Origin of the sequence: Neisseria sp. HMSC068C12, from assembly GCF_001814095.1 — a bacterium.
Lineage (GTDB): Bacteria > Pseudomonadota > Gammaproteobacteria > Burkholderiales > Neisseriaceae > Neisseria > Neisseria perflava.
This window is the reverse complement of the sequence record NZ_KV814823.1, coordinates 112,281-133,285: the sequence shown is the minus strand read 5'-3', so window position 1 is coordinate 133,285 and position 21,005 is coordinate 112,281. Positions and strand designations below refer to the sequence as shown.

At 48.2% G+C, this 21,005-nt stretch carries 20 protein-coding genes; 4 read left to right on the top strand and 16 right to left on the bottom strand.

Translation table 11 applies throughout. From position 1 onward, the window contains the following. The 14 genes from HMPREF2952_RS07250 to HMPREF2952_RS07185 form a co-directional block, all read right to left on the bottom strand. Positions 1 to 627 (bottom strand): NADH:ubiquinone reductase (Na(+)-transporting) subunit D, encoded by a 627-nt coding sequence (locus tag HMPREF2952_RS07250; protein WP_003684313.1) that lies wholly within the window; start codon positions 625 to 627, stop codon positions 1 to 3. Next, positions 627 to 1,403, bottom strand: a complete 777-nt coding sequence (locus HMPREF2952_RS07245; RefSeq protein WP_004519571.1) for a Na(+)-translocating NADH-quinone reductase subunit C — start codon at positions 1,401 to 1,403, stop codon at positions 627 to 629. Before HMPREF2952_RS07245 ends, HMPREF2952_RS07250 begins: the two co-directional genes overlap by 1 nt. Continuing rightward, on the bottom strand, positions 1,396 to 2,628 hold the full coding sequence (locus HMPREF2952_RS07240) for an NADH:ubiquinone reductase (Na(+)-transporting) subunit B (protein ID WP_070695445.1): 1,233 nt from the start codon (positions 2,626 to 2,628) through the stop codon (positions 1,396 to 1,398). Before HMPREF2952_RS07240 ends, HMPREF2952_RS07245 begins: the two co-directional genes overlap by 8 nt. 2 nt (positions 2,629 to 2,630) lie before the next feature. Continuing rightward, positions 2,631 to 3,974: a Na(+)-translocating NADH-quinone reductase subunit A gene (locus HMPREF2952_RS07235; RefSeq protein ID WP_070695443.1), complete on the bottom strand. Its 1,344-nt coding sequence runs from the start codon at positions 3,972 to 3,974 to the stop codon at positions 2,631 to 2,633. Positions 3,975 to 4,311: 337 nt separating this feature from the next. Beyond that, on the bottom strand, positions 4,312 to 5,730 hold the full coding sequence (locus HMPREF2952_RS07230; RefSeq protein WP_070625144.1) for a sodium:proton antiporter: 1,419 nt from the start codon (positions 5,728 to 5,730) through the stop codon (positions 4,312 to 4,314). Between the two features lie 442 nt (positions 5,731 to 6,172). Beyond that, a complete protein-coding gene (locus HMPREF2952_RS07225) occupies positions 6,173 to 6,532 on the bottom strand; it encodes a YbaN family protein (protein WP_049336046.1) in 360 nt (119 codons plus the stop codon). Between the two features lie 14 nt (positions 6,533 to 6,546). Continuing rightward, the gene (locus HMPREF2952_RS07220; protein ID WP_070503738.1) at positions 6,547 to 7,143 is read right to left on the bottom strand and encodes a DUF1415 domain-containing protein; all 597 of its coding nucleotides are present in this window, start codon (positions 7,141 to 7,143) and stop codon (positions 6,547 to 6,549) included. Between the two features lie 117 nt (positions 7,144 to 7,260). Beyond that, the gene (locus HMPREF2952_RS07215; protein ID WP_003684427.1) at positions 7,261 to 7,743 is read right to left on the bottom strand and encodes an Lrp/AsnC family transcriptional regulator; all 483 of its coding nucleotides are present in this window, start codon (positions 7,741 to 7,743) and stop codon (positions 7,261 to 7,263) included. Positions 7,744 to 8,146: 403 nt separating this feature from the next. Further along, on the bottom strand, positions 8,147 to 8,620 hold the full coding sequence (locus tag HMPREF2952_RS07210) for a pilin (protein WP_070695441.1): 474 nt from the start codon (positions 8,618 to 8,620) through the stop codon (positions 8,147 to 8,149). 94 nt (positions 8,621 to 8,714) lie between these two features. After that, positions 8,715 to 9,191 carry a pilin gene (locus HMPREF2952_RS07205; RefSeq protein WP_070695439.1) on the bottom strand — a complete coding sequence of 159 codons (477 nt, stop codon included), beginning with the start codon at positions 9,189 to 9,191 and terminating at the stop codon, positions 8,715 to 8,717. A gap of 790 nt (positions 9,192 to 9,981) precedes the next feature. Then, entirely contained in the window at positions 9,982 to 12,540 is a 2,559-nt protein-coding gene (gene glnD / locus HMPREF2952_RS07200; RefSeq protein WP_070695437.1) for a [protein-PII] uridylyltransferase, read from the bottom strand. A 19-nt stretch (positions 12,541 to 12,559) separates the two neighbouring features. Then, entirely contained in the window at positions 12,560 to 12,856 is a 297-nt protein-coding gene (locus HMPREF2952_RS07195; protein WP_004519584.1) for a helix-turn-helix domain-containing protein, read from the bottom strand. A gap of 423 nt (positions 12,857 to 13,279) precedes the next feature. Further along, positions 13,280 to 13,720: a TIGR01244 family sulfur transferase gene (locus HMPREF2952_RS07190; RefSeq protein ID WP_049336036.1), complete on the bottom strand. Its 441-nt coding sequence runs from the start codon at positions 13,718 to 13,720 to the stop codon at positions 13,280 to 13,282. Positions 13,721 to 13,798: 78 nt separating this feature from the next. Continuing rightward, complete coding sequence (locus HMPREF2952_RS07185; RefSeq protein ID WP_049336034.1) at positions 13,799 to 15,550, bottom strand: M61 family metallopeptidase; 1,752 nt, start codon at positions 15,548 to 15,550, stop codon at positions 13,799 to 13,801. Between the two features lie 332 nt (positions 15,551 to 15,882). On the opposite strand from HMPREF2952_RS07185, the gene ccoN reads away from it, so the two are divergent. Genes ccoN through ccoP form a run of 4 tightly spaced genes read left to right on the top strand, consistent with a single transcriptional unit; the run spans position 15,883 to position 19,500 of the window. Then, entirely contained in the window at positions 15,883 to 17,316 is a 1,434-nt protein-coding gene (gene ccoN, locus HMPREF2952_RS07180; RefSeq protein ID WP_003748780.1) for a cytochrome-c oxidase, cbb3-type subunit I, read from the top strand. Positions 17,317 to 17,340: 24 nt separating this feature from the next. Beyond that, a complete protein-coding gene (ccoO, locus tag HMPREF2952_RS07175; RefSeq protein ID WP_003748778.1) occupies positions 17,341 to 17,952 on the top strand; it encodes a cytochrome-c oxidase, cbb3-type subunit II in 612 nt (203 codons plus the stop codon). Between the two features lie 4 nt (positions 17,953 to 17,956). Further along, entirely contained in the window at positions 17,957 to 18,154 is a 198-nt protein-coding gene (locus HMPREF2952_RS07170) for a cbb3-type cytochrome oxidase subunit 3 (RefSeq protein ID WP_003748776.1), read from the top strand. Next, positions 18,154 to 19,500 carry a cytochrome-c oxidase, cbb3-type subunit III gene (gene ccoP / locus HMPREF2952_RS07165; RefSeq protein ID WP_083314050.1) on the top strand — a complete coding sequence of 449 codons (1,347 nt, stop codon included), beginning with the start codon at positions 18,154 to 18,156 and terminating at the stop codon, positions 19,498 to 19,500. The genes HMPREF2952_RS07170 and ccoP overlap by 1 nt, the downstream gene beginning before the upstream one ends. A 150-nt stretch (positions 19,501 to 19,650) precedes the next feature. Here the strand turns inward: ccoP and HMPREF2952_RS07160 are convergent, their stop codons facing one another. After that, positions 19,651 to 20,097: a ubiquinone anaerobic biosynthesis accessory factor UbiT gene (locus HMPREF2952_RS07160; protein ID WP_004519590.1), complete on the bottom strand. Its 447-nt coding sequence runs from the start codon at positions 20,095 to 20,097 to the stop codon at positions 19,651 to 19,653. Beyond that, on the bottom strand, positions 20,084 to 21,001 hold the full coding sequence (locus HMPREF2952_RS07155; protein ID WP_004519591.1) for a U32 family peptidase: 918 nt from the start codon (positions 20,999 to 21,001) through the stop codon (positions 20,084 to 20,086). Before HMPREF2952_RS07155 ends, HMPREF2952_RS07160 begins: the two co-directional genes overlap by 14 nt. Positions 21,002 to 21,005 lie beyond the last annotated feature (4 nt).

The window sequence follows — 21,005 nt, the reverse complement described above, 5'->3', positions numbered from 1 at the left end:
TTATTTCTCCGCCTGTTCAGGTTTCCAAGTGCGCAGACCCCATACCAAGAAGCCGATGATGAAGAACGCGCTAGGGGCGAGCAGGAACAAGCCGTTGGTTTGATACCAGCCGCCATCTTGTACGGTTTGGAAAATGGTGTAGCCAAAGAGCTTGCCAGAGCCGATCAGTTCGCGGATGGTTGCGATGATGATCAACATCATGCCGTAACCTGCGCCGTTGCCGATACCGTCAACCAAGCTTTCCAGCGGCGGCTCTTTCATTGCGAATGCTTCGGCACGGCCCATTACGATACAGTTGGTAATAATTAGGCCGACGAATACGGACAGCTGTTTGGACAGCTCATAAGCAAAGGCTTGGAGCAGTTGGTCAACCAGCGTTACCAAGGAAGCAACAATCGCCATTTGCACAATAATACGGATGCTGTTAGGGATATAGTTGCGTACCAAAGAAATGAAGAAGCTGGAAAAACCGGTTACCAAAGCTACGGAAATACCCATTACGATGGCCGTCTGAAGTTTGGTGGTAACCGCCAAAGCCGAACAAATACCCAAAACCTGCAAGGCAATCGGGTTGTTGTCGATAAAGGGTGAAAACATCAAATATTTCAAGCGTTTCATGTCAGCCATTATTGTGCTCCTGCTGATTTCAATTTGTTCAGGTAGGGGATATAGCCGTTTTCGCCGAACCAGTAGGCGAACGAACCTTGCACGCCTTTAGATGTCAGCGATGCGCCGGAGAGGGCATCTACGCCGTGTTCTTTGTCCGAACTTGCGCCTTTGCCAACATGCAGGGCGAGTTTGCCTTGTTCGTCAAACAGTTTTTTGCCGACGAATTTTTGTTGCCACAACGGATTGCCGATTTCGCCGCCCAAACCCGGAGTTTCACCTTGGTCGTAGTAGGTGATGCCGTTGATGGTATTGCCGTCGGGTTGAATGGCGACAAAACCGTACATGACAGACCACAAGCCGTTACCGTGCATAGGCAGGATGATTTGGCTGACTTTGCCGTCTTCGCCTTTTACCAAGTAAACCTCAGTGTATTTGGCACGGCTTTTGATGCCGGCCAAATCGTCTTCGGGTTTGATTTGGATGCTTTGGGCAGGGTCTTTGCCTGCGATGCGCGCGCTGAAGTCTTTCGGCGCGTCTTTCACGTATTCGCCTGTTGCCAAATCGACAACGCGTTGCTCGATACGTTCGGCAAAGGTTTTGCTGATGTCGGTGTTTTTATCCATCAAACCGGCTACGCTTAAGATATAGCCTTGTTTGTCTTGGAGCTTTTGTTTCTCTTGGATAGGTTTCAAGCCGACGACCGCACCAGCAACGATGATGGAACAAATCAGGCTGACAACCAATACCACAATCAGCGTGCCACTGAAGCTGTCTTTATCGAATTTCTTAGCCATTGCTGCGCGCCTTTCTGCGTTTGATGTTCGCTTGTGCGACGAAATAGTCGAAAATTGGGGCAAACAGGTTGGCAAACAGAATCGCCAACATCATGCCTTCGGGGTAAGCAGGGTTGACCACGCGGATCAACACGCACATCACACCGATAAGCGCGCCGTACCACCATTTGCCAACATTGGTAAAGGAAGCGGAAACAGGGTCGGTCGCCATAAACAGCATACCGATGGCGAAGCCGCCGACCACCAAGTGCCAATACCAAGGCATGGAGAACATGGCGTTGGTGTCCGAACCGATGAAGTTAAACAGAGAAGACATGGCAATCATACCGATCATCACGCCGGCGATAATGCGCCAAGAGGCAATACGGGTGAACACGATAAAAGCGCCGCCGATTAAAAGCGCCAAAGTGGATACTTCGCCGATTGAGCCGGGTACGTTACCGATAAACGCATCCATCCAAGAAATGGTTTGACCGGTTACAGCGTTTTTCAGGCCGTCTGCACCGTGTGCCGCCCATTGCGCCAAAGCAGTGGCACCTGAATAGCCGTCAACCGCAGTCCAAATGGTATCGCCGGTAATGTTGGCAGGGTAGGCGAAGAACAGGAACGCACGACCTGCAAGAGCAGGGTTCATGAAGTTTTTACCTGTACCGCCGAATACTTCTTTCGCAACCACAACGCCGAAAGAAATACCCAAAGCCGCTTGCCACAAAGGCAGGGTAGGGGGAACGATCAAAGCAAACAGAATCGAAGTCACGAAGAAACCTTCGTTGATTTCGTGTTTGCGCACGGTGGCGAACAAGACTTCCCAGAAGCCGCCCACAACAAATACAGTCGCGTAAATCGGCAGGAAGAAAATCGCGCCGAAGAGTATTTTGCCCAACACGCCCGCTTCAGACGACATATTGATGCCCAAAGCGTTGGCAAGGGCGTAATGCCAGTCGTTGGCAATGTTTTGTTGCAGCAAATCAGGCGTTAACGCACCGAATGCCTGTACGCCGACGTTGTACATACCGTAGAACATGGCAGGGAACAAAGCCAGCCATACCAAAATCATCATGCGCTTGGAGTCGAGCGCATCGCGGACGTGGGCCGCTTTGCGCGTTACCGCGCCGGATGTATAGAAAATCGTCGCCGCAGCTTCGTAGAGGGCATACCATTTTTCATGTTTGCCACCCGGCAGGAAGTGCGGTTCGATTTTTTCAAGAAAATGTTTCAAGCCCATAATCAGCCTTCCTTCTCAATGGTTTCCAGCACCTTACGCAACAGCGGGCCGTATTCGTATTTACCCGGGCAGACGAAGCTGCACAAAGCGAGGTCTTCTTCGTCCAATTCCAAGCAACCCAGTGCCTGAGCGCTGTCGGTATCGCCGACGATTAAATCGCGCAAGAGCAGGGTAGGCAGGATATCCAAGGGCATTACGCGCTCGTAAGTGCCGATCGGTACCATGGCGCGGTCGCCGCCGTTGACGGCTGTGTTGAACTTGAAGAGTTTGTTTTTCAGGAAATGGCCGAGGGTTGTGCGCGTGATGGAGTATTTGTCCGGTTGTGGCGCAACCCAGCCGAACAGCTCTTTGCTGCGGCCTTCTTCGATAACGGAAATCTGATTGTGGTAGCGGCCGAGGTAATCGTGCGCGCCTTGTGCAATCGCGCCGTTTAATACTGAGCCGGAAATCACGCGGTTGTCTGCGTCAACCAATTCGCCCGCAGTAATTTGCGATACTTTCGCACCCAAAACGGTACGCAAGAGGCGTGGTTTGTTGACTTGAGAACCACCCAAGGCAATCACGCGCTCGGTGTTCAGACGGCCTGTTGCAAACAAACGGCCAATGGCAATTACATCTTGATAATTGATGGTCCAAACGGTTTTGTTCGCACCGACTGGCTCGATGAAATGAATGTGCGTGCCACTCAAACCGGCAGGATGCGGGCCACCGAATTCATGTGTTTCGATATTGGCAGCATTTTCAGACGGCACGTCTGCACCGGCTGCTTTACATACATGGATTTTACGCTCGGTCAGACGGCTCAATACCAACAGGCCGCGTTTGAAGTCTTCGGCAGCTTCTTTGATGATGACCGTAGGATCGGCAGCCAGCGGATTGGTGTCCATTGCATTGACGAAGATGGCGAACGGCTCGGCATCGACGGCAGGGATTTTGCTGAACGGACGGGTGCGCAGCGCAGTCCACAAACCGGATTGGATCAGGTTGCGGCGCACTTCTTCGCTGCTCAATTTTGCCAGCGCTTCAGGTGCGTAGCGTTCGAACTCGATTTCGTCGTTGCCTTCAACGGCAATCACGACTGACTGAAGTACGCGCTTTTCGCCACGGTGAATAGCGGCGATTTTGCCTGAAGCCGGAGCAGTAAATACTACGCCCGGATTCTTTTTGTCTTCAAACAGCACTTGGCCTTTTTTGACGGCTTCGCCTTCCTTGACTTTCATCGAGGGGCGCATGCCGACATATTCTTCGCCAAGCAACGCGACTTCGGTAATGGCCGGGCCGTCATAAATGACTTGCTCCGGTCTGCCCGCGATAGGCAGGTCTAAGCCTTTTTTTATCTTAATCATAAGGATGCGTTACTTTTTGGTGGGTTGAGATTCGGATGTCGGATTGTTTTTTCAGACGGCATGTAATGCTTTGAAACAAAGAATGGGCTGTCTGAAAAAAGCAGAGGTTTGCTATAAAAACAACGAATAAACGCAAACAACAAAGCTTTAGATTTTATCAGGTATAGGCTGCTTTATGTCAGTTTTACGCTTATTTTTACGGGAAAAGTGGGAAAAAAGTAGGAATATGTAATCGAGTGTTAAGGGAAATAATTTTTAACTGATTGATATTTAAACGCTATGTTTGATGATATAGCTGAAAATAAAAGGCCGTCTGAAATTCAGACGGCCTCTAAGTTTAAAAGAGCTGCCAAACGAAGAAAATCATCGTATGCAGAGCAAACAGCGGTACCAATACAATCACCGACCATGCCATATAGCCGAAGAAGGAAGGCATCGGTACGCCGCGTTGTTCGGCAATGGCTTTGACCATGAAGTTCGGCGCATTACCGATATAAGTGAGCGCGCCCATAAATACGGAACCCATGGATACTGCCAGCAGTGAATGGAACAGGTGGCCTGTCATTAAGGCTTGGGCATCGCCACCGGCCATATTGAAGAACACCAAATAAGTCGGCGCGTTATCCAAGAATGCCGACAAAATGCCGCTCATCCAGAAATACATCACATTAATCGGATTGCCTGCCGAGTCGTGAACCAGAGAAACAACGGAAGCCAATGCACCTGTTTCGCCGGCTTTCAAAATTGCCAAGACGGGGGAAATGGTAATGAAAATACCCAAAAACAGTTTGCCCACTTCGGCAATCGGCTCGAAGTTGAACTCATTGCCTGCGCGTACCTGTTTGGGCGTGATAATCCAAGATACGGCGGTCAAAGCCAGCAAAATGCCATCGCGCATCAGGTTTTGCAAAGCGTAATGGCTGCCCAAGATTTCAAAGCCCGGATGATTTGGTTTCCACAAACCGGACAGCAAAACCGCACCGACTACGCCGGCCAGTAACAGGAAATTCCATTTGCCGTAAATTTTGATTTTTTCTTCTTTATCGGAAGGAGCGGGAGCAAGGTGCTCGCTTTGTTCACGGTTGAAGTGTTGGCTGTCGATGATGTAGAAAACGGCTAGCAAAATCACAGAACTGATTAATACAGGCATCAGCATGTGTTTGACCGTCCACATGAAATCTACGCCTTTCAGGAATCCTAAGAACAGCGGAGGATCACCTAAAGGAGTCAGACCGCCGCCGATATTTGCTACCAAGAAAATGAAGAAAATCACGATGTGAACGCGGTAGTGGCGTTTATGGTTGGCTTTCAAAAGCGGACGAATCATCAACATCGCCGCGCCTGTTGTCCCCATGATGGAAGACAAAGCCGTGCCGACTGCCAACAGGGTTGTATTCAATTTAGGTGAGCCGTGCAAATCGCCGCTGACAAAAATACCGCCTGAAATGGTATAGAGCGCTAAAAGCAGCAGGATAAAGGGGATATATTCTTCAACCAACGCATGGGCAACGGTATGTACGCCGGCTCCGAAACCAAAGGTGATGATAAACGGCGTTAAAAACAGCAGCGTCCAAAACGCTGTAATTTTGCCGAAGTGGTGGTGCCAAATATGGGAGAAAAACAGAGGTCCGAGTGCAATGGACAAGAGAATCAGTGCAAACGGCAGACCCCAAAGCAGGCTTGCGGATGAGCCGTCAAAATCGGATGCCGCAGCAGGAAAGGCGGCAAGAAGCAGTAAAAATGAGAGAGAGCGCATAGTATTTCCTTTTTATTCTGTTGCACCGTGAGGAACTTCGTTGAGAAAGCACGGCGGTGAAATATTCAGGCCGTCTGAAAATATCCAGACGAACTGCGCGGTTGTGTCAGGGGAAAGTATAACGCAAAGCAAGTGTTAAGGGACGGTTTAGAGTGTTGGAATCAAAAGAAATGTTGATACAAATAAAGGAATCAAAATGAGTAGAATAGTTGGAGGTAGTAAAAAAATGGTTTTGAAACAGGAGTTTGAAATATCGGAAATAATGCTATCGAAAAAATACTTTGAATTAATTTTAGCTAAAATTTACATTTAATTGAATAAATGGAGGCCGTCTGAAAAATGAGGGTCGAATAGGGTGTTTTGGTTCTTACTGATTGTTTTGATGGATAAATTGGGTATGAAAATAAAAAACAGGTAAGCGAAAATGCCCACCTGTTTTATTTTATGCCTCCGGCCGTAACCACATCCACACTGCCACGCAGCTACAGAAGATTGATGAAACGGCACCAATCCACCAGCGTTCTGGAAATTGCCAAAACATAAAAAGGCAAGAAATGGCCATCATGCCGATAGCGAAGAACTTTGCCTTGCGTGGCACAGCGCCGTTGTTTTCCCAGTTTTGTATGATCGGACCAAAGTGGCGGTGATGATACAGCCAATTGTGAAAGCGCGGAGAAGCTTTTGCCCAGCAGGCGGCGGTCAATAAAATGAAAGGCGTAGTCGGCAGTAATGGCAGGAAAATGCCGATAATGCCCAAGACGAGCGACAATGCGCCGCAAAAAATCAATAAATAGCGAACCATCTTCCCATCACCAATTATTTGTTTTCAGATGGCTTGTGATGTGGAAATGGACAACGTGGAATGTCTAACTTATCCCAGCCCTCATGCCCCATTTTTTCCAGCAGTGCGATATTGCGGTCGAAAATTGCCGAGGCATCGGGAAATGCTTCAGCCGCTTTGGCAATACTGTCTTCACGAATCAAGTGCAAAGTCGGATAGGGTGAGCGATTGGTGTAGTTGCTGATGTCGTCGGCTTCAGTGCCTTCAAATTGGAAATCGGGATGGAACGGTGCAATTTGGACAATGCCTTCCAATTCGTTTTCTACAACGGCATCGTCGGCAATTTCCAGCATTTGGTTGAAGGTTTCAAAATCAGGGAATAGCGTTGGATGAACCAGTAAAGTGGTTTCCAATTCTGAAGCGGGTGTATTGCCCAGAAGCTGCAATTCACGATCCAAGTCCTCAAGGAAACCGTCTAAATGACGGGCTTCGCTGACAACGATGCGAACCAGGTTTTTAACGTGCGGCGCTTTGGCAAACGGGCAGAGATTCAGCCCGATAACGGCTTTTTCCAGCCATTGTTTGGTATGTTCTGAAACAGTATCGATATCGAGATGGGTGGTGTTAGTCATAGTAAAAGCTTATGTGAATTATTCTTAAAAAGAATACAAGTGTATGGATGTGAAAGCAAACCATTGGAATTTAAAAGGCCGTCTGAACAACAGACGGCCTTTATCAGTTTCAAATCATCAATCCTGAACCAAATGAACCAAAGGCAGAGCGGTCGTGTTTTTAATTTCTTTCAACACAAAACTCGATTGCGCATCTTGCACGCCGTGGTGTGAAAGCAGCGTGTCCAAAACAAAATGGGAAAATGCGTTCATATCGGTAAAAAAGGCATGGAGCAGATAGTCGGTTTCACCCGTTAAAGCAAAGCAGCTCAATACTTCAGGCCAAGCGCGGACAGATTCGGAAAAATCCTCGCGCGCATCTTTTGCCTTGCTAATCGATACACGGATAAAAGCCTGCAAACCCAAGCCCAAAGATACGGGAGAAAGCTGGGCGGCGTATTTTTGAATGATGCCCGCATCTTCAAGCTGTTTGAGACGGCGCAGGCAGGGAGAAGGGGAGAGCGCCACTTTTTCAGAAAGCTCAACATTGCTCAACCGCCCATTTTCCTGCAAAACCTGCAGAATCTTTAAATCCGTTTTATCCAAGTTTAGATGAGGCATGATGGTTCTCCCAATGTAGACAATGTATGTTTTGAAAATGAAAAATGCTTAAAAATAAAGACTTGTATGGTTAAATTATATATTGAGTTCAGATGTGCGACAAATTGTCTTATAAGGAGTGTTGCGAATTTGTTTTATGTAGTTGTGAAAAGATGAAGGCCGTCTGAAACTAATCAAGATTAAAGTTTTATGTCATATTAGGATTAGATATAAAGAGGCCGTCTGAAAATGATTTCAGACGGCATTTATTTTCGTAATGTGATGATTCAGGCTCTTAATGACCTTGTTTTGGAGAGTTTTGTTCTTTTGCTTTGATTCGTTTTCCGCGTTTGTATTTGGCTTTGTTTGGGGTGTTTTCTTCGCAATGTATTTTTGTGTTTTTCTTAAGGTATATGCTTGGTCGTTATCCGTTTGAGTTGTCTCGGCACATGGCGGGAATCATCATCGGATCCAGTGTTCCGCCGCATTGCCAGTTAAACAACCAAGTCGAGTCATTGTTAATTCGATAAGGAGTCAGGGTCAGGACTTTGCCTTTGTTCTGCCCTTTATCGAAAGGAATGCTGATTTTGCCTGTATCTGCTTCTACAGTTACGCCACCGTTTTGGATGTATGTACCGCCGATGCGTTGAGCGGTAACGCCGATTGAGCCTTGTTTACTGACATCCTCTGCATTGGGCAGGCGATTATTTACCGCTGAGGCAATGCTGATTTCGGTTTTCAGGTCGTCGGCAAGGTATAGTGCTTCGGAGGCTTGCGCCCTACCGATATAGTTTTGGTAAGTGGGTATGGCGACAACAACCAGAATACCGAGGATGGCGATCACTATCATCAGCTCAATCAGGGTAAAACCTTTTTGGGCTTGAAATGGGGTATTCATTTGAGTGTATCGTTTTCAGGTTTTTTTATTTTTATAAAGCAAATCCCATAATTGCCTTATGGGATTTGCTTTTATTTAGACTGCAATACCAATATTAGCGGCAGTTAGCAGGAACGTGTTTAGGTTCGCCACCAGTAAATTTACAACTCCAACTCAAAGGAGCTTCTGAATCTGAGGTACCTGCTGTGGCACCATTTTGACTTGGGGTCAATGTGAATACTGGATTTTCTGTTGCACCAGTGGCTTGGGTGGTAACTGTAATTACCCCACCATTTGCAATGTCAATACTCTTAACATATTTAGTTGGTACAAATTTGTAGCCTGTATTACCCATTTTGGCTTTATCAGTTGTACCAGTAGTATAGGCTGTAACACTACTTAAGCCATCAAGAGCAGCAGCTGTTTCGGCTACAGCTAATTTAGCAGGTTCAGCTAATCCCAAGCCTTCAGATACTTTGGCGCGGATAGTGTAGTCTTGGTACGCAGGCAGAGCGATTACGGCCAAGATGCCCAAGATGGCGATAACGATCATCAATTCGATCAGGGTGAAACCTTTTTGGATTGCTTTCATTGATTAAAACTCCAGTTTGAAAGTGTGAATAATTATGTTTAAGTAAAAAGTCCGTAATGTGCTTGGCACTATGTATTATGAGTAAACCATAAAGTAAGAAGGAATATACAGCTTCCGTCGGGCTTGCTGCTTTGAGGCTTGGGCCTTATCGGACGTGTTGTTTCAAGCAGTCGGTGTGCCAAGTGCGCAAAACTGATTAAAAAAATTATTTTTTATTTTTTGTTTATTGTTTTTATTGGAATTATTTTTTGATTTTTAAGTTTTGTGTGGTTTTGTTTGAAAGTTTCAGAATTTTAGGGAAATTGGGTGGTTGACGTTTTTTGTCAGTTTTGTGTTTTTTGTGACAGGGAAGGGAGACAAGTTTGGGTGTGTGACGTTTTGTCAGAATTTAGTTTGATTTAATAATATGTTAATTGATTTAGATGGGCGGTATTTTTATGGATTAATCGGTAAGTTTAATATTTTGTGATTTTATTTTTTTGTTTTTTATAGGTTTTATTTTGTATGCGTATTTTGTTTGAATATGAATGGGGAAAAGATTTGGAAGGAAGGATTTTTAAAGAGGGTTTGGTGTAATAGGTGAATGAAATTTTGTTGTTGGAATTATATTCATATGGGTTATGATTTTAGAATGTAGTTTTATGTCATAGTAAAGGTCTGATTTTGAATTTTAAGGCTTTGGATTTCTTGAGTGTTTGAGAAGGGTATATTTAGGATGTTTATATATTTGGATGTGATTAGGGTGAGCAAAAAATGCTCACCCTATGTTTTTAAGATGTTCAGACGGCCTTTATGGGGTCAAGACTTCGATCAATGCTTGTTTTAGGGTGTTTTGGGTTTGCGGGTCTTGCAGGGATGGGCTGTAGGTAATGAAGCTGTCCTCAATGCGCTGATCCAAGGTGGTGATTTTGGCGTAGCGCAGGCTGATGTTGTGTGCGAAGAAGGTCTCGGCGATGTCGGCGAGGAGGTGGGGGCGGTTGACGGCGGTGATGTCTATGGTGTGCCAGCCGGGATAATCTTCTTCGGGGGTGATGATTACGGTAGGCGGAATGGGGATGTGGCGGATGCGGCGGCTGATGTGTGGGCGGCCGCTTTGTTTTTGGACGGTGGTATTGCCGTGGATGAAGCTGTTGAGTTCGGCTTCGAGTGCGCTTTGGCGGTCGGGATATTCTTCGGGCGGGAGATTGTCGGGAAGTTGCAGGATAAAGGTGTCGAGGATGTAGTCGTGTTCGGTAATGAAGGCGCGGGCGGCTTGGATGTCGAAGCGGTGGCTGCTGAAGATGCGGCAGAGGCGTGCGAAGAGGCGGTCGCCATTGGGCATGAACACCATGACTTGAAGGCTGTTGCTTTGGGGAAGGATGCGGCTGCGGACGGCAGGACTTTGGGTGTCGTAGGCGAGGTTTGCGGTGTGCCAGAGGATTTCCCGTGTCTGATGGCGGACGTAGTATGCGCTGCCGAGGATGCGGCGGAGTTTTTGTTGGTTTTTGAGGGGAACGGCTGCGCGCGTGAGCTGGTCGGTCGAGGCTTGTTCGCGTCGGTTGGGGAGGCGTTCGGGATCGTGGTTTTTGCTGTTTAAAACGGCAGCGGTGCTGTGGTAGAGAGTTTGGAGCAGGCTGGCGCGCCATGTGTTCCAAAGTTTGGGGTTGGTGCCGCGGATGTCGGCAATGGTAAGCAGGTAGAGTGCATCGAGGTATTCGCGTGTGGGAATACGGCGGCAGAAGGCTTGAAGGACATGGGGATCTTGGATGTCTTCTTTTTGGGCAACGGTGGACATGAGCAGGTGGTTTTCAACCAGCCATGCGAGTAGGTGGCTTTCTTCTTCGGTGTAGTAGTGGTTGGCGGCGAATTGTTGTGCGTCTTTGATGCCTTCTTTTGCGTGATCGCCGCCACGGCCTTTAGCGATGTCGTGCAGCAGGGCGGCGGTGTAGAGGACATATGGTCGTGGATAGGCCTGCATGATGGCGCTGGCTTCGGGCATTTCGTGGCTGTGGGTTTCGATGGCGAGACGGCGCATATTGCGGACGACGGTCAGGATGTGGTCGTCTACGGGGTAAATATGGAAGAGGTCGTGTTGGAGCAGGCCGGTGATTTTCTCCCATGCGGGGAGATAGCGGCCAAGTACGCCGTAGAGGTTGAGAAAACGGAGGGTTTGGGTGAGGCCGGTACCGTGTTTGAAGAATTGGATAAAGCGGCGGCGGTTTTCTGGATTTTGGGTGAAACGGGTGTTGATTTTTCGTGTGGCCGCCCACCATGCGCGCAGGGTTTGCGGCTCGATGGTGGTGATGCTTTGCTCCTGCATGGTTTGGATGATGGTGAAGATGTGTTCGGGGTTGTGTTCAAACAGGGCAAGGTCGTTGGCGGCGATTTGGTGGCCGATGCGTTTGTAGCGGCTGTCGATGGGGTGGATATGTTGGGGGCGGCTGGAGGTTTGATGGTTTTTGAGAACCGGAATGAGGATGCCGTTGAGTTGTTTGATGGCTTTGGTGGCGCGGTAGAAGGTGTGCATCAGAGCTTCGCTTCTGCCGCGGATGTCGGGTTGGGTATAGCCTAAGCTTTCGGCAACTTGGGACTGGTAGTCGAAAAGCAGCCTGTCTTCGGGGCGGTCGGCGGTAAGGTGGAGATGAATGCGGATGTTGGCGAGGCGGCGGTAGCCATGAGCCAGCATGCCGGCTTCGGTGCGTGTGAGGACACCGGCGGTAACGAGGGCGGTGGGGTTGCTGTCTATGCCTTGTGCTTTGGCTGTCCAGATAAGGGTGTGGATGTCGCGCAGGCCGCCGGGGCAAGTTTTGATGTTGGGTTCGAGTTGTGCGCCTGTGCCTTGGGATTTTGTATGGCGTTGCTCCATTTCGAGGAGTTTGGCTTCGATAAAGGCGGCTGTGTCGCGACGTGTGTTGAGTTTGTTTAGAAGTTGGGCGGTAAGTTTGGCATCGCCTTGTAGGTGGCGTGCTTCAAGAAAGGCGGTTTCGCCGGTAATGTCGTTTTGGGTACTTTGGAGGATTTCTTCTATGCTGCCGCTTTTGATGGCCGGATTGAGGCGTGCGTCCCAAAGGGTTTGGATAAATTGGGCGGTTTGTTGTTGCAGGCCGTCTGAAAATGGGGCCGAGGAAATAATCGCTAAGTCCCAGTCAGAATGGGGGTAGAGTTCACAACGTCCGAAGCCGCCGATGGCAATCAGACTGATGTCGTTGCTGTCGGGAAAGTGGATTTGCCAGAGGGTTTGCAGTAGGGTTTCAGCAGCGGCGATATGGTCGCGGAAGTAAGCGGTAGGGCGGTTGTTTTGGCGGTAGGCAGTTTCTGCTGCGGCTTTTTGCTGCTGGTAGATTTGGATGGCTTGTTGGGCGGCGGGCATGATGGTGTCTGGCTGTGAATTAGGCTTGGGTATCGGTAGGCTCGGTCATTTGGCGGAGCATTTCTTGCGGCGGAAGGAGGAGTTTGTAAGGGGCGATTTTAAGCGCGGATGCGATTTTTTCGATGTTGGAAAGGGCGATGTTCCAGCGTTTGCGTTCGACGGCGGAAACGTAGGTGCGGTCAAGTCCGCATTGGCGTGCCAGTTCTTCTTGCGACCAGCCGTGATTAACGCGGTAGAGGCGCATGTTGTAAGCGATAATGGCGCGGAGGTCTTGCGGATCGGGCAGGCTTGGAGGGGGAGTGAGTTTGTTGACCATGGTGTTTTGAGTTTGTGGTTTGAACGATAAGGGGATTTTATACTATTTTTGTGAGAGGAAAGGAAAGGCCGTCTGAAAGTTTTCAGACGGCCTGAAAGGGGGTAGGTATAAAAAAAAGGGGGTGGCTTTCGGCCACACCCAAACACACACACATCAAGAGGAAAGAAAAATCATTTAATAAGAGAGCTGGCTCTTATCGAGGAAACTGGAGGATTCGGGCTTGGCCCTGAATCATTGAAAGGCATTATAAATGAAAATAGGGTCAGGGTATTGATACAGGTCAATTCGGGCTTGATTTAGAAAATATATTTTTAGGATAGTGGAAATAAATTAAAAATAAGCTAAGGCAATCAGGCCGTCTGAATAATCGGTTTCAGACGGCCTGATTGGTTTGAAGGCTACTACTTATATATAAATAAAGTATTAAGCCAAACCTTTATCTTTGGCTTCTTGCAGGCGGGTTTCAAAGTTGCTGAGGTTGACGCCAGCCTGTTCGGCTGCGGCAACTACTTCGGCTACGGATGCGCCGTGTTGCACTTGATGATAACCCCAAAGCAGGGAGCAGCGAGTACCGGTGCGGCAGAAAGCAAGAATAGGAGCCGGAGATTGTTGCAACAGATTTTGGAAGGCTGCGACATCGGCTGCGTTGATTTGAGGCGCGACAACGGGCTGGGATGAGAATTGGTTGATGCCAGCCTCTTTAAACCAGTTTTGCACTTCGGCAAAAGCCGGTTGGTTTTCTTCTTCACCGTCCGGGCGGTTGCAGATGATGGTTTTGATGCCGAGACGTACGGCTTCTTGGACATCTGCTTCGGTCAGTTGGGGGGCGATATAGAGGGTGTCGGTCAGTTTACGGATGGGCATAGTTTTTCCTTTCTTTATATTAAATGGATATGTTGATTTCAGACGGCCTAGGAAGTGGCAGGCCGTTTGAAGTTTTATTTAATGATTGTACAACCAGTTTTCGAGTTTTTGGCGATCGGTAATGTGCAGCAGGGCAGTATTGGCTTCTGCCGCTTGAACTGTGATGCTGGTTTCACGCAATAGGCCTTGACGGAAGAAATGGATGGTGGTGCGCGTGCCGATAGGCAGTTTGCTCCACTGTGCCGCAAGGTCGTTGCAGGCATAGCCGCCTAGGGCGATGATTTTGTCTTGCGGGCAGAGTCCGGCATTTTCTGCACTGCCGCCATTAAATACATGAGTCAGGACGGCATGATCGCTGCTTTGTTTGAAACGTGCGCCCAAATCGTTGGCGGGGGCAACCGATTGGGGTTCGCTTGCAAATGCTCCGCCATGTTGGCGAGGTAGGGGAATAAAGTCGAGTTTGACACCTACGCTTTGTAGGCATTCTGCGAGCGGAAGGTCTTCGGTGCTGTATAAGGCCGTCTGAAAGAAGGTTTCTAAATCTAAACTGGTCATTTCTTGGCAACGGATTTGCCAGTGTTTTTCGGGTATGCCTTGATGGGTGTTGCACCAGTCGCGATAGTGTTGCTGCATCACACTGTCGATGGTGTATTTGCCTTGGCTTTTTTCACGGATGATAAGGTCGAGGCAAAGTGCGGCCAGTGCGCCTTTTTGATAGTAGCTGACGATGGCGTTTGGGCTGTTTTCGTCTTGTTTGTAGAACTTGTCCCACGCGCTGAAACTGGATTGGGCAAGTGTTTGTTTCAGGCGGCCTTGTGTCTGCTGTACACGTGTGATGCTTTGTGCAAGCAGGGTAAGGTAGGCTTCGGGGCTGATGGTTTTGCTTCGGGCTAGAAAGAGGTCGTCGTAGTAGGAAGTAATGCCTTCGAATGCCCAAAGTTGCTCGGTATAGTTTTCTTGGTCGAGGTTGTAAGGTGCGAATACGGCCGGTTTGATGGATTTGACGTTCCATGCGTGGAAGTATTCATGGGAGAAGAGGCCGAGCAGTTCGGTATAGGCTTTGTCGGCTTCACCCATATCGTAAGATGGCAGACTGTGGCGGTCGGCGAGTAGGGCGGTGCTGCTGATGTGTTCCAGTCCGCCATAAAGGTTGTCGCCCAGATGTAATAGGAAAAGGTATTCGGAAAACGGGGCAGGGGAGGGGAACATCGCTAACTCGGTTTCGCAGATTTTTTGAATATCGGCGAGGAAGCGGGTGCGGTCGAAATCAGGATAGATGCCGCTTAATGCAATACGGTGGGGGATGCCTTGTGCTTCAAAGTCGAGGAATTCGATGATGCCTGTTTCAACAGGATGATCAATAAGCTCGGCATATGAGGCCGTCTGAAAAGTGGTCGCCGAAATTTGGGGTAGGGTGGTGGCTATCTGCCATGTGTGTGGCAGGGTAGGAAATTCGACTTGGTGTGGTTGTTCCTCTTGTCCGTGCACTTTTAAGAATAGGCACGCGCCATCAAAAAAGCCGCGCTCGGTACTGAGGAATGAGCCGCGAACAGACAAGTCGAATGCGTAGACGGTGTAGTAAATTTCCCACGCTCCATTGAGGGCAGGGGTTTGCCAATAGTTTTTGCTGGTTTGTGTCAGTGGCTGGGCTTTGCCGTTGCAGCACGCGTTGATGTGTGTGATGTGGCGGGCAAAGTCACGGATGAGATAGCTGCCGGGAACCCAGTTTGGCAGGCTGATTTCTGTTTCAGAATCATCAGTTTGAGTGAATGATAAGGTGATGTGCCATTCATGAGACAGAAAGTTGGGGGTAATTTTGTAATTAATCATGGCTATTGGTTAATTTGCTAAAGTTTATTAAGAGGAAGGGGTTTTAAAGGGTAGGCTTAATCTATATCAATAAAACTGTACGAAAAAGGGGGCTTGAAAAAATGCTGTGTCCGATTTATTGAACATGTTTAAATAATTTATTGATTATAAAAGAAATGAGATTATGTCTCACTAAAGTTTTTATGCAATATGGAATGTAATTTTGCTTGGCATGTTGTGGTGTCTATGTTAAATTTAGAAAAATTTGAGCCTTGGCCGTATTGCGCTTTTCGTAAATGCAGGGGCTGGGGTGAGATAAAAATTTTTTATACCCATAATTTATGGAGACTTCCATGGACACACAAACTTATAACTACAAAGTGGTGCGCCAGTTCGCCATCATGACTGTAGTTTGGGGTATTGTGGGCATGTTGGTTGGCGTTATCGTCGCTGCCCAGCTTTTTGCTCCGGCCCTAGATTTATCCAATATCGGACCTTGGTTCCACTTTGGCCGCCTGCGTCCTCTGCACACCAATGCGGTTATTTTTGCATTCGGTGGTTGTGGTTTGATCGGTACATCATACTACGTTGTTCAACGTACATGTAATACCCGTCTGTTTGGCGGTTGGCTGCCTGCATTTACCTTCTGGGGTTGGCAGGCCGTTATCGTAGCTGCGGCCATCAGCTTGCCTATGGGTTACACCCAAGGTAAAGAATACGCCGAGTTGGAATGGCCTATCGACATTTTGATTACGCTGGTGTGGGTTGCCTACGCCATCGTATTCTTCGGTACGATTGCCAAACGTAAAATCAAACATATTTACGTTGCCAACTGGTTCTACGGCGGCTTTATTTTGGCCGTTGCGCTGTTGCACATCGTCAATAATATCAGCATCCCTGCCGGTTTGATGAAATCTTATCCGGTTTACGCAGGTGCGATTGATGCGATGGTTCAATGGTGGTATGGCCACAATGCGGTGGGCTTTTTCCTGACAGCCGGCTTCTTGGGTATGATGTACTATTTCGTACCTAAACAAGCAGGCCGTCCGATTTACTCTTACCGCTTGTCCGTCGTCCACTTCTGGGCTTTGATTTTTACTTATATGTGGGCTGGTTCACACCACTTGCACTACACCGCATTGCCTGACTGGACTCAATCTTTGGGTATGGTATTGTCTTTGATCCTGTTCGCACCTTCTTGGGGCGGTATGATCAACGGTATCATGACTCTGTCTGGCGCATGGGACAAACTGCGTACCGACCCGATTTTGAAATTCTTGATCGTTTCTCTGTCTTTCTACGGTATGTCTACCTTCGAAGGTCCGATGATGTCTATCAAAACCGTTAACGCTCTGAGCCACTACACCGACTGGACTGTTGCACACGTTCACGCCGGCGCATTGGGCTGGGTGGGCTTTGTAACCATCGGTTCCGTTTACTATATGATTCCCCGCTTGTTCGGTAAAAATGAAATGTACAGCACCAAATTGGTTGAGGCGCATTTCTGGATCGCGACCATCGGCGTGGTTCTGTATATCGCTGCAATGTGGATTGCCGGCGTAATGCAAGGTCTGATGTGGGGTTCTTTGAATGACGACGGCACGCTGACTTATTCCTTCGTTGAATCCGTAAAACGTACCATGCCTTACTACATGATTCGTTTCACCGGCGGTCTTCTGTACCTGAGCGGTATGTGCATCATGGCATATAACGTTTACCGTACTGCTATCAGTGGTAAAGCAGTTGATGCTGAGATTCCTGCGGTTTCTCAAACTCAACACCACTAATGACAAGAAAGATAGGCTACCAAAATGAAATTACAACAATTAGCTGAAGAAAAAGTCGGTGTACTGATTGTATTCACCCTGCTTGTAGTCAGCGTCGGCCTTCTGATTGAGGCTGTTCCGCTGTTCTTCACCAAGGCAGTTACCGAACCTGCACCCGGCGTGAAACCATATAACGCCCTGCAAGTGGCCGGTCGCGATATTTATGTACGCGAAGGCTGCTACAACTGCCACTCTCAAATGATTCGTCCATTCCGTGCAGAAACTGAACGTTACGGTCATTATTCTGTTGCCGGTGAGTCTGTTTATGACCATCCGTTCCAATGGGGTTCTAAACGTACCGGTCCGGATTTGGCTCGTGTTGGCGGCCGTTATTCCGATGAATGGCACCGCATCCACCTGCTGAACCCGCGCGACGTTGTGCCGGAGTCCAATATGCCTGCATTCCCATGGCTCGCACGCAATAAAGTCGATGCCGAGGCAACTGTGGCGCATATGAAAGCCCTGCGTAAAGTGGGTACACCTTACAGCGATGAAGAAATTGCCAAAGCACCTGAAATGCTGGCTAACAAATCAGAGCTGGACGCTGTTATCGCCTATCTGCAAGGCTTGGGCTTGGCATTGAAAAACGTAAGGTAACATCATGGACGCTAACTGGGCTCGCTCGCTCTTTACTGTTTGGGTATTTATCAGCTTTATTTTAGTTCTCTATATTGTGTTCAATAGACGCAATAAGAAAAACTATGACGATGCTGCCAGCAGTATTTTCGATAATGACGAACAAAGGCCGTCTGAAAAGGACGATCAAGCTCAGTCAGTCCGTGATCACGGAGCAAAATAATGAACACAACATCCCAATTTACCAGTAGTTTCTGGAGTATATATATTGCCGTTATCGTCGTGCTCAGTTTCATCGGCTTGGCTTGGCTTCTGCTTTCGCAAAATGTTGTGAAACGCCCTAAAAAAGGCGAAGAAGTAAAAACCACAGGTCATGAGTGGGACGGCATTTCGGAGTACAACAACCCTCTGCCACGTTGGTGGTTTTGGCTTTATGTCTGCACATGGCTGTTTGGCGTCGGCTACCTGATTATGTATCCCGGTATCGGCGATTACAAAGGCCTGTGGGGCTGGAGCAGCCATGGTCAATATGAAGAAGAAGTTGCCAAAGCCAATCAGCAATACGGTAAAGTGTATGCTAAATTTTCCAATATGCCGATTGAAAAAGTGGCTAAAGATCCTGAAGCCCGTGCTATTGCACAAAACCTTTTCAATACCTACTGTATCCAATGTCACGGATCAGATGCCAAAGGCTCCAAAGGCTTCCCGAATCTGACTGACGACGACTGGTTGTGGGGCGGTGAACCTGAAAAGATTCAGGAAACCATTGAAAAAGGCCGTACTGCCGCCATGCCTGCATGGGGTCCTGCTTTGGGTGAAGAAGGCGTGAAAAACGTAACACAGTATGTTATGTCTCTTTCTAAACCCAAAGGCCAATATGACGAAGAACGTGCAGAGCGCGGTAAAGCCCTGTTTAGCGGCCCACCTGCCAACTGTTTCACTTGTCACGGCGACAAAGGTCAAGGTATCCAAGGCCTCGGCCCGAATCTGACCGACGATGTATGGTTGTGGGGCGGTACTCAAAAAGCGATTACCGAAACCATTACCAACGGTCGCAGCAGCCAAATGCCTGCTTGGGGTCACTTCCTCGACAAAGACAAGCTGCACATCATGACCGCTTATGTTTGGGGTTTGTCTAACAAAGACGGTAAAAAAGCTCCTGCTAAAAAAGCCGAGCCTGCTCCGGTAGCTCAACCTGCCGATGCTTCTGCTCCGGCGGCCGCTTCGGCTCCTACTGCCGATAAAGCTGCTTCAGATGCTAAAGCTGCTCCGGCTGCTGAAGCCAAACCTGCTGAAAAAGCAGAAGCGGCTCCGGTTAAGGTAGATGGCAAAGCTGTTTTTGAAGCCAACTGTAAAACATGTCATGGCGGTATGATTCCGGGCGCACCTGTTGTCGGTAAAAAAGACGACTGGGCTCCTCGAATTAAGCAAGGTAAAGATACTTTGCACAAACACGCGCTTGAAGGTTTTAATTCAATGCCTGCCAAAGGCGGCAACAGCAGCTTGAGTGACGATGAGGTTAAAGCGGCTGTAGACTTTATGGCAAATGAGTCCGGTGCAAAATTCTAATTTTGAGTCGGATTGAAAAAAGCGTACCTAACAAGGTACGCTTTTTTATATTTGATAAAACCAATAAGAGAAGACATATCAAAGAGGTGAAATATATAAGGCCGTCTGAAACATTCAGACGGCCTTTGTTCTTGGTTCAACCAAAATTAATCAATCCAAAGTGGACGTGCTGCGTTTCAGGAACCATTCGCTGAAAGGCCACTCAACACTGTCGAGTAAGTTTTTGGTAATTAGCCCCAGTTCCGTATCGCCTTCGATTTGCAATTTACGGTTGAAAAATAAGGTATCGGGATCTTCCTCGCGCATCATCATGCGCATGAAGTCTATACCGTTGGCCGCCAGCCTCAGATCGGGGACGCCACTGAAGTTGTCGTCCAGGAATTTTTCCGTATTGGCACTAAACCGCACTTTGATACCGGCATCCAAAACTTCGATTTCGAATTTTCTTCCGGCAAAAAGTTCCATATCGGCAGGCAGTAAACCTTTTCTCAGCATGGTATTCAATACGGAGACCAAAACAAAGCGTGGAGGTTTGCCGGGAAGTTTGGTACCGATTTTTGTCATCCATTTGGGTAATATGATTTCAGGCAGCGCCATAATATGCCTCCTTCACGGTTTCAATACCGGGCTGACCGCGCCAATAGCCGTCAACCAGTGTTCCGGTAGTCAATCGTTCCAACTCAGGGTGGACATCTTCCCATGTGGCTTTTCCGTCCAATACATCGCGGTGAATTTGGATAATTTCAGCCATGCTGTGCATTTGTGGCGACAGTCTGAGCATATTCACGCCGATTTTATTCAAGTCTTCATGGTGGGGCAGTAGGTTTTGGCAGCCGTAAGACATGGTTTGGATGCCGTTGATGGTGAGAAACGGCTGGCCTTCTCGCGTATTCATGGCCATACCGTGCTCATGATCGAGGCAGCGGAACTCGCAACTGTCTTTATTCAGATTGTAATGGCGGGCGGTAAAGCAACGTGATGAATAGGCAAGCGGCATTTTACCCCAAGCGAAGAGTTCAGTTTCAATGCCGTCTGAAGCCTTGATGATTTCGGCAACCTTATCGCGGCTTAGCTCGGACGGTGCAATCCAGCGGAATGCCCCTAATTTTCGGAATACGTCCAAAGTAGTTTCGTTGTAGATATTCAGGCTTGCACCGGCAACAAAAGGAATGCCGTGTTCGCGTGCCAATTTGACCGCCCCCATGTCGTTGGCTTCAACTTTAAACTTTCCCTGCTCCGTGATTTTGCGCAAGCGTTTCAGATCGGATTCGCTTTCGAGCAGGACTTGTGAAGAAAGAATAATCTCCTTACCGCTTTCCGCCAAGTCTTCAGCCAGTCCGAACCAGTCGGCAAAGCGCATTTTCTGACGGCGTGAGCAGACTACCTCACCCAAATAGACCGTATCCAACGGCGTATCCAGCATGGAAACGTAAAATTCCAGCAGGGCTTCTTTTTGCCAGAAAAATAAAATAGGGCCCAGCGACAATTTCAATGAATTCATTTTT

Excerpts from the sequence above, each read along its gene's own strand:
- HMPREF2952_RS07170 (WP_003748776.1), top strand. The coding sequence starts at position 17,957 with ATGGACGCTAACTGGGCTCGCTCGCTCTTTACTGTTTGGGTATTTATC.
- ccoP (WP_083314050.1), top strand. The coding sequence starts at position 18,154 with ATGAACACAACATCCCAATTTACCAGTAGTTTCTGGAGTATATATATT.
- HMPREF2952_RS07225 (WP_049336046.1), bottom strand. The coding sequence starts at position 6,532 with ATGGTTCGCTATTTATTGATTTTTTGCGGCGCATTGTCGCTCGTCTTG.
- HMPREF2952_RS07160 (WP_004519590.1), bottom strand. The coding sequence starts at position 20,097 with ATGGCGCTGCCTGAAATCATATTACCCAAATGGATGACAAAAATCGGT.
- HMPREF2952_RS07195 (WP_004519584.1), bottom strand. The coding sequence starts at position 12,856 with ATGGTCAACAAACTCACTCCCCCTCCAAGCCTGCCCGATCCGCAAGAC.
- HMPREF2952_RS07245 (WP_004519571.1), bottom strand. The coding sequence starts at position 1,403 with ATGGCTAAGAAATTCGATAAAGACAGCTTCAGTGGCACGCTGATTGTG.
- HMPREF2952_RS07250 (WP_003684313.1), bottom strand. The coding sequence starts at position 627 with ATGGCTGACATGAAACGCTTGAAATATTTGATGTTTTCACCCTTTATC.
- HMPREF2952_RS07205 (WP_070695439.1), bottom strand. The coding sequence starts at position 9,191 with ATGAAAGCAATCCAAAAAGGTTTCACCCTGATCGAATTGATGATCGTT.
- HMPREF2952_RS07190 (WP_049336036.1), bottom strand. The coding sequence starts at position 13,720 with ATGCCCATCCGTAAACTGACCGACACCCTCTATATCGCCCCCCAACTG.
- HMPREF2952_RS07240 (WP_070695445.1), bottom strand. The coding sequence starts at position 2,628 with ATGGGCTTGAAACATTTTCTTGAAAAAATCGAACCGCACTTCCTGCCG.
- ccoO (WP_003748778.1), top strand. The coding sequence starts at position 17,341 with ATGAAATTACAACAATTAGCTGAAGAAAAAGTCGGTGTACTGATTGTA.
- HMPREF2952_RS07185 (WP_049336034.1), bottom strand. The coding sequence starts at position 15,550 with ATGATTAATTACAAAATTACCCCCAACTTTCTGTCTCATGAATGGCAC.
- ccoN (WP_003748780.1), top strand. The coding sequence starts at position 15,883 with ATGGACACACAAACTTATAACTACAAAGTGGTGCGCCAGTTCGCCATC.
- HMPREF2952_RS07220 (WP_070503738.1), bottom strand. The coding sequence starts at position 7,143 with ATGACTAACACCACCCATCTCGATATCGATACTGTTTCAGAACATACC.
- HMPREF2952_RS07235 (WP_070695443.1), bottom strand. The coding sequence starts at position 3,974 with ATGATTAAGATAAAAAAAGGCTTAGACCTGCCTATCGCGGGCAGACCG.
- HMPREF2952_RS07215 (WP_003684427.1), bottom strand. The coding sequence starts at position 7,743 with ATGCCTCATCTAAACTTGGATAAAACGGATTTAAAGATTCTGCAGGTT.
- glnD (WP_070695437.1), bottom strand. The coding sequence starts at position 12,540 with ATGCCCGCCGCCCAACAAGCCATCCAAATCTACCAGCAGCAAAAAGCC.
- HMPREF2952_RS07155 (WP_004519591.1), bottom strand. The coding sequence starts at position 21,001 with ATGAATTCATTGAAATTGTCGCTGGGCCCTATTTTATTTTTCTGGCAA.
- HMPREF2952_RS07230 (WP_070625144.1), bottom strand. The coding sequence starts at position 5,730 with ATGCGCTCTCTCTCATTTTTACTGCTTCTTGCCGCCTTTCCTGCTGCG.
- HMPREF2952_RS07210 (WP_070695441.1), bottom strand. The coding sequence starts at position 8,620 with ATGAATACCCCATTTCAAGCCCAAAAAGGTTTTACCCTGATTGAGCTG.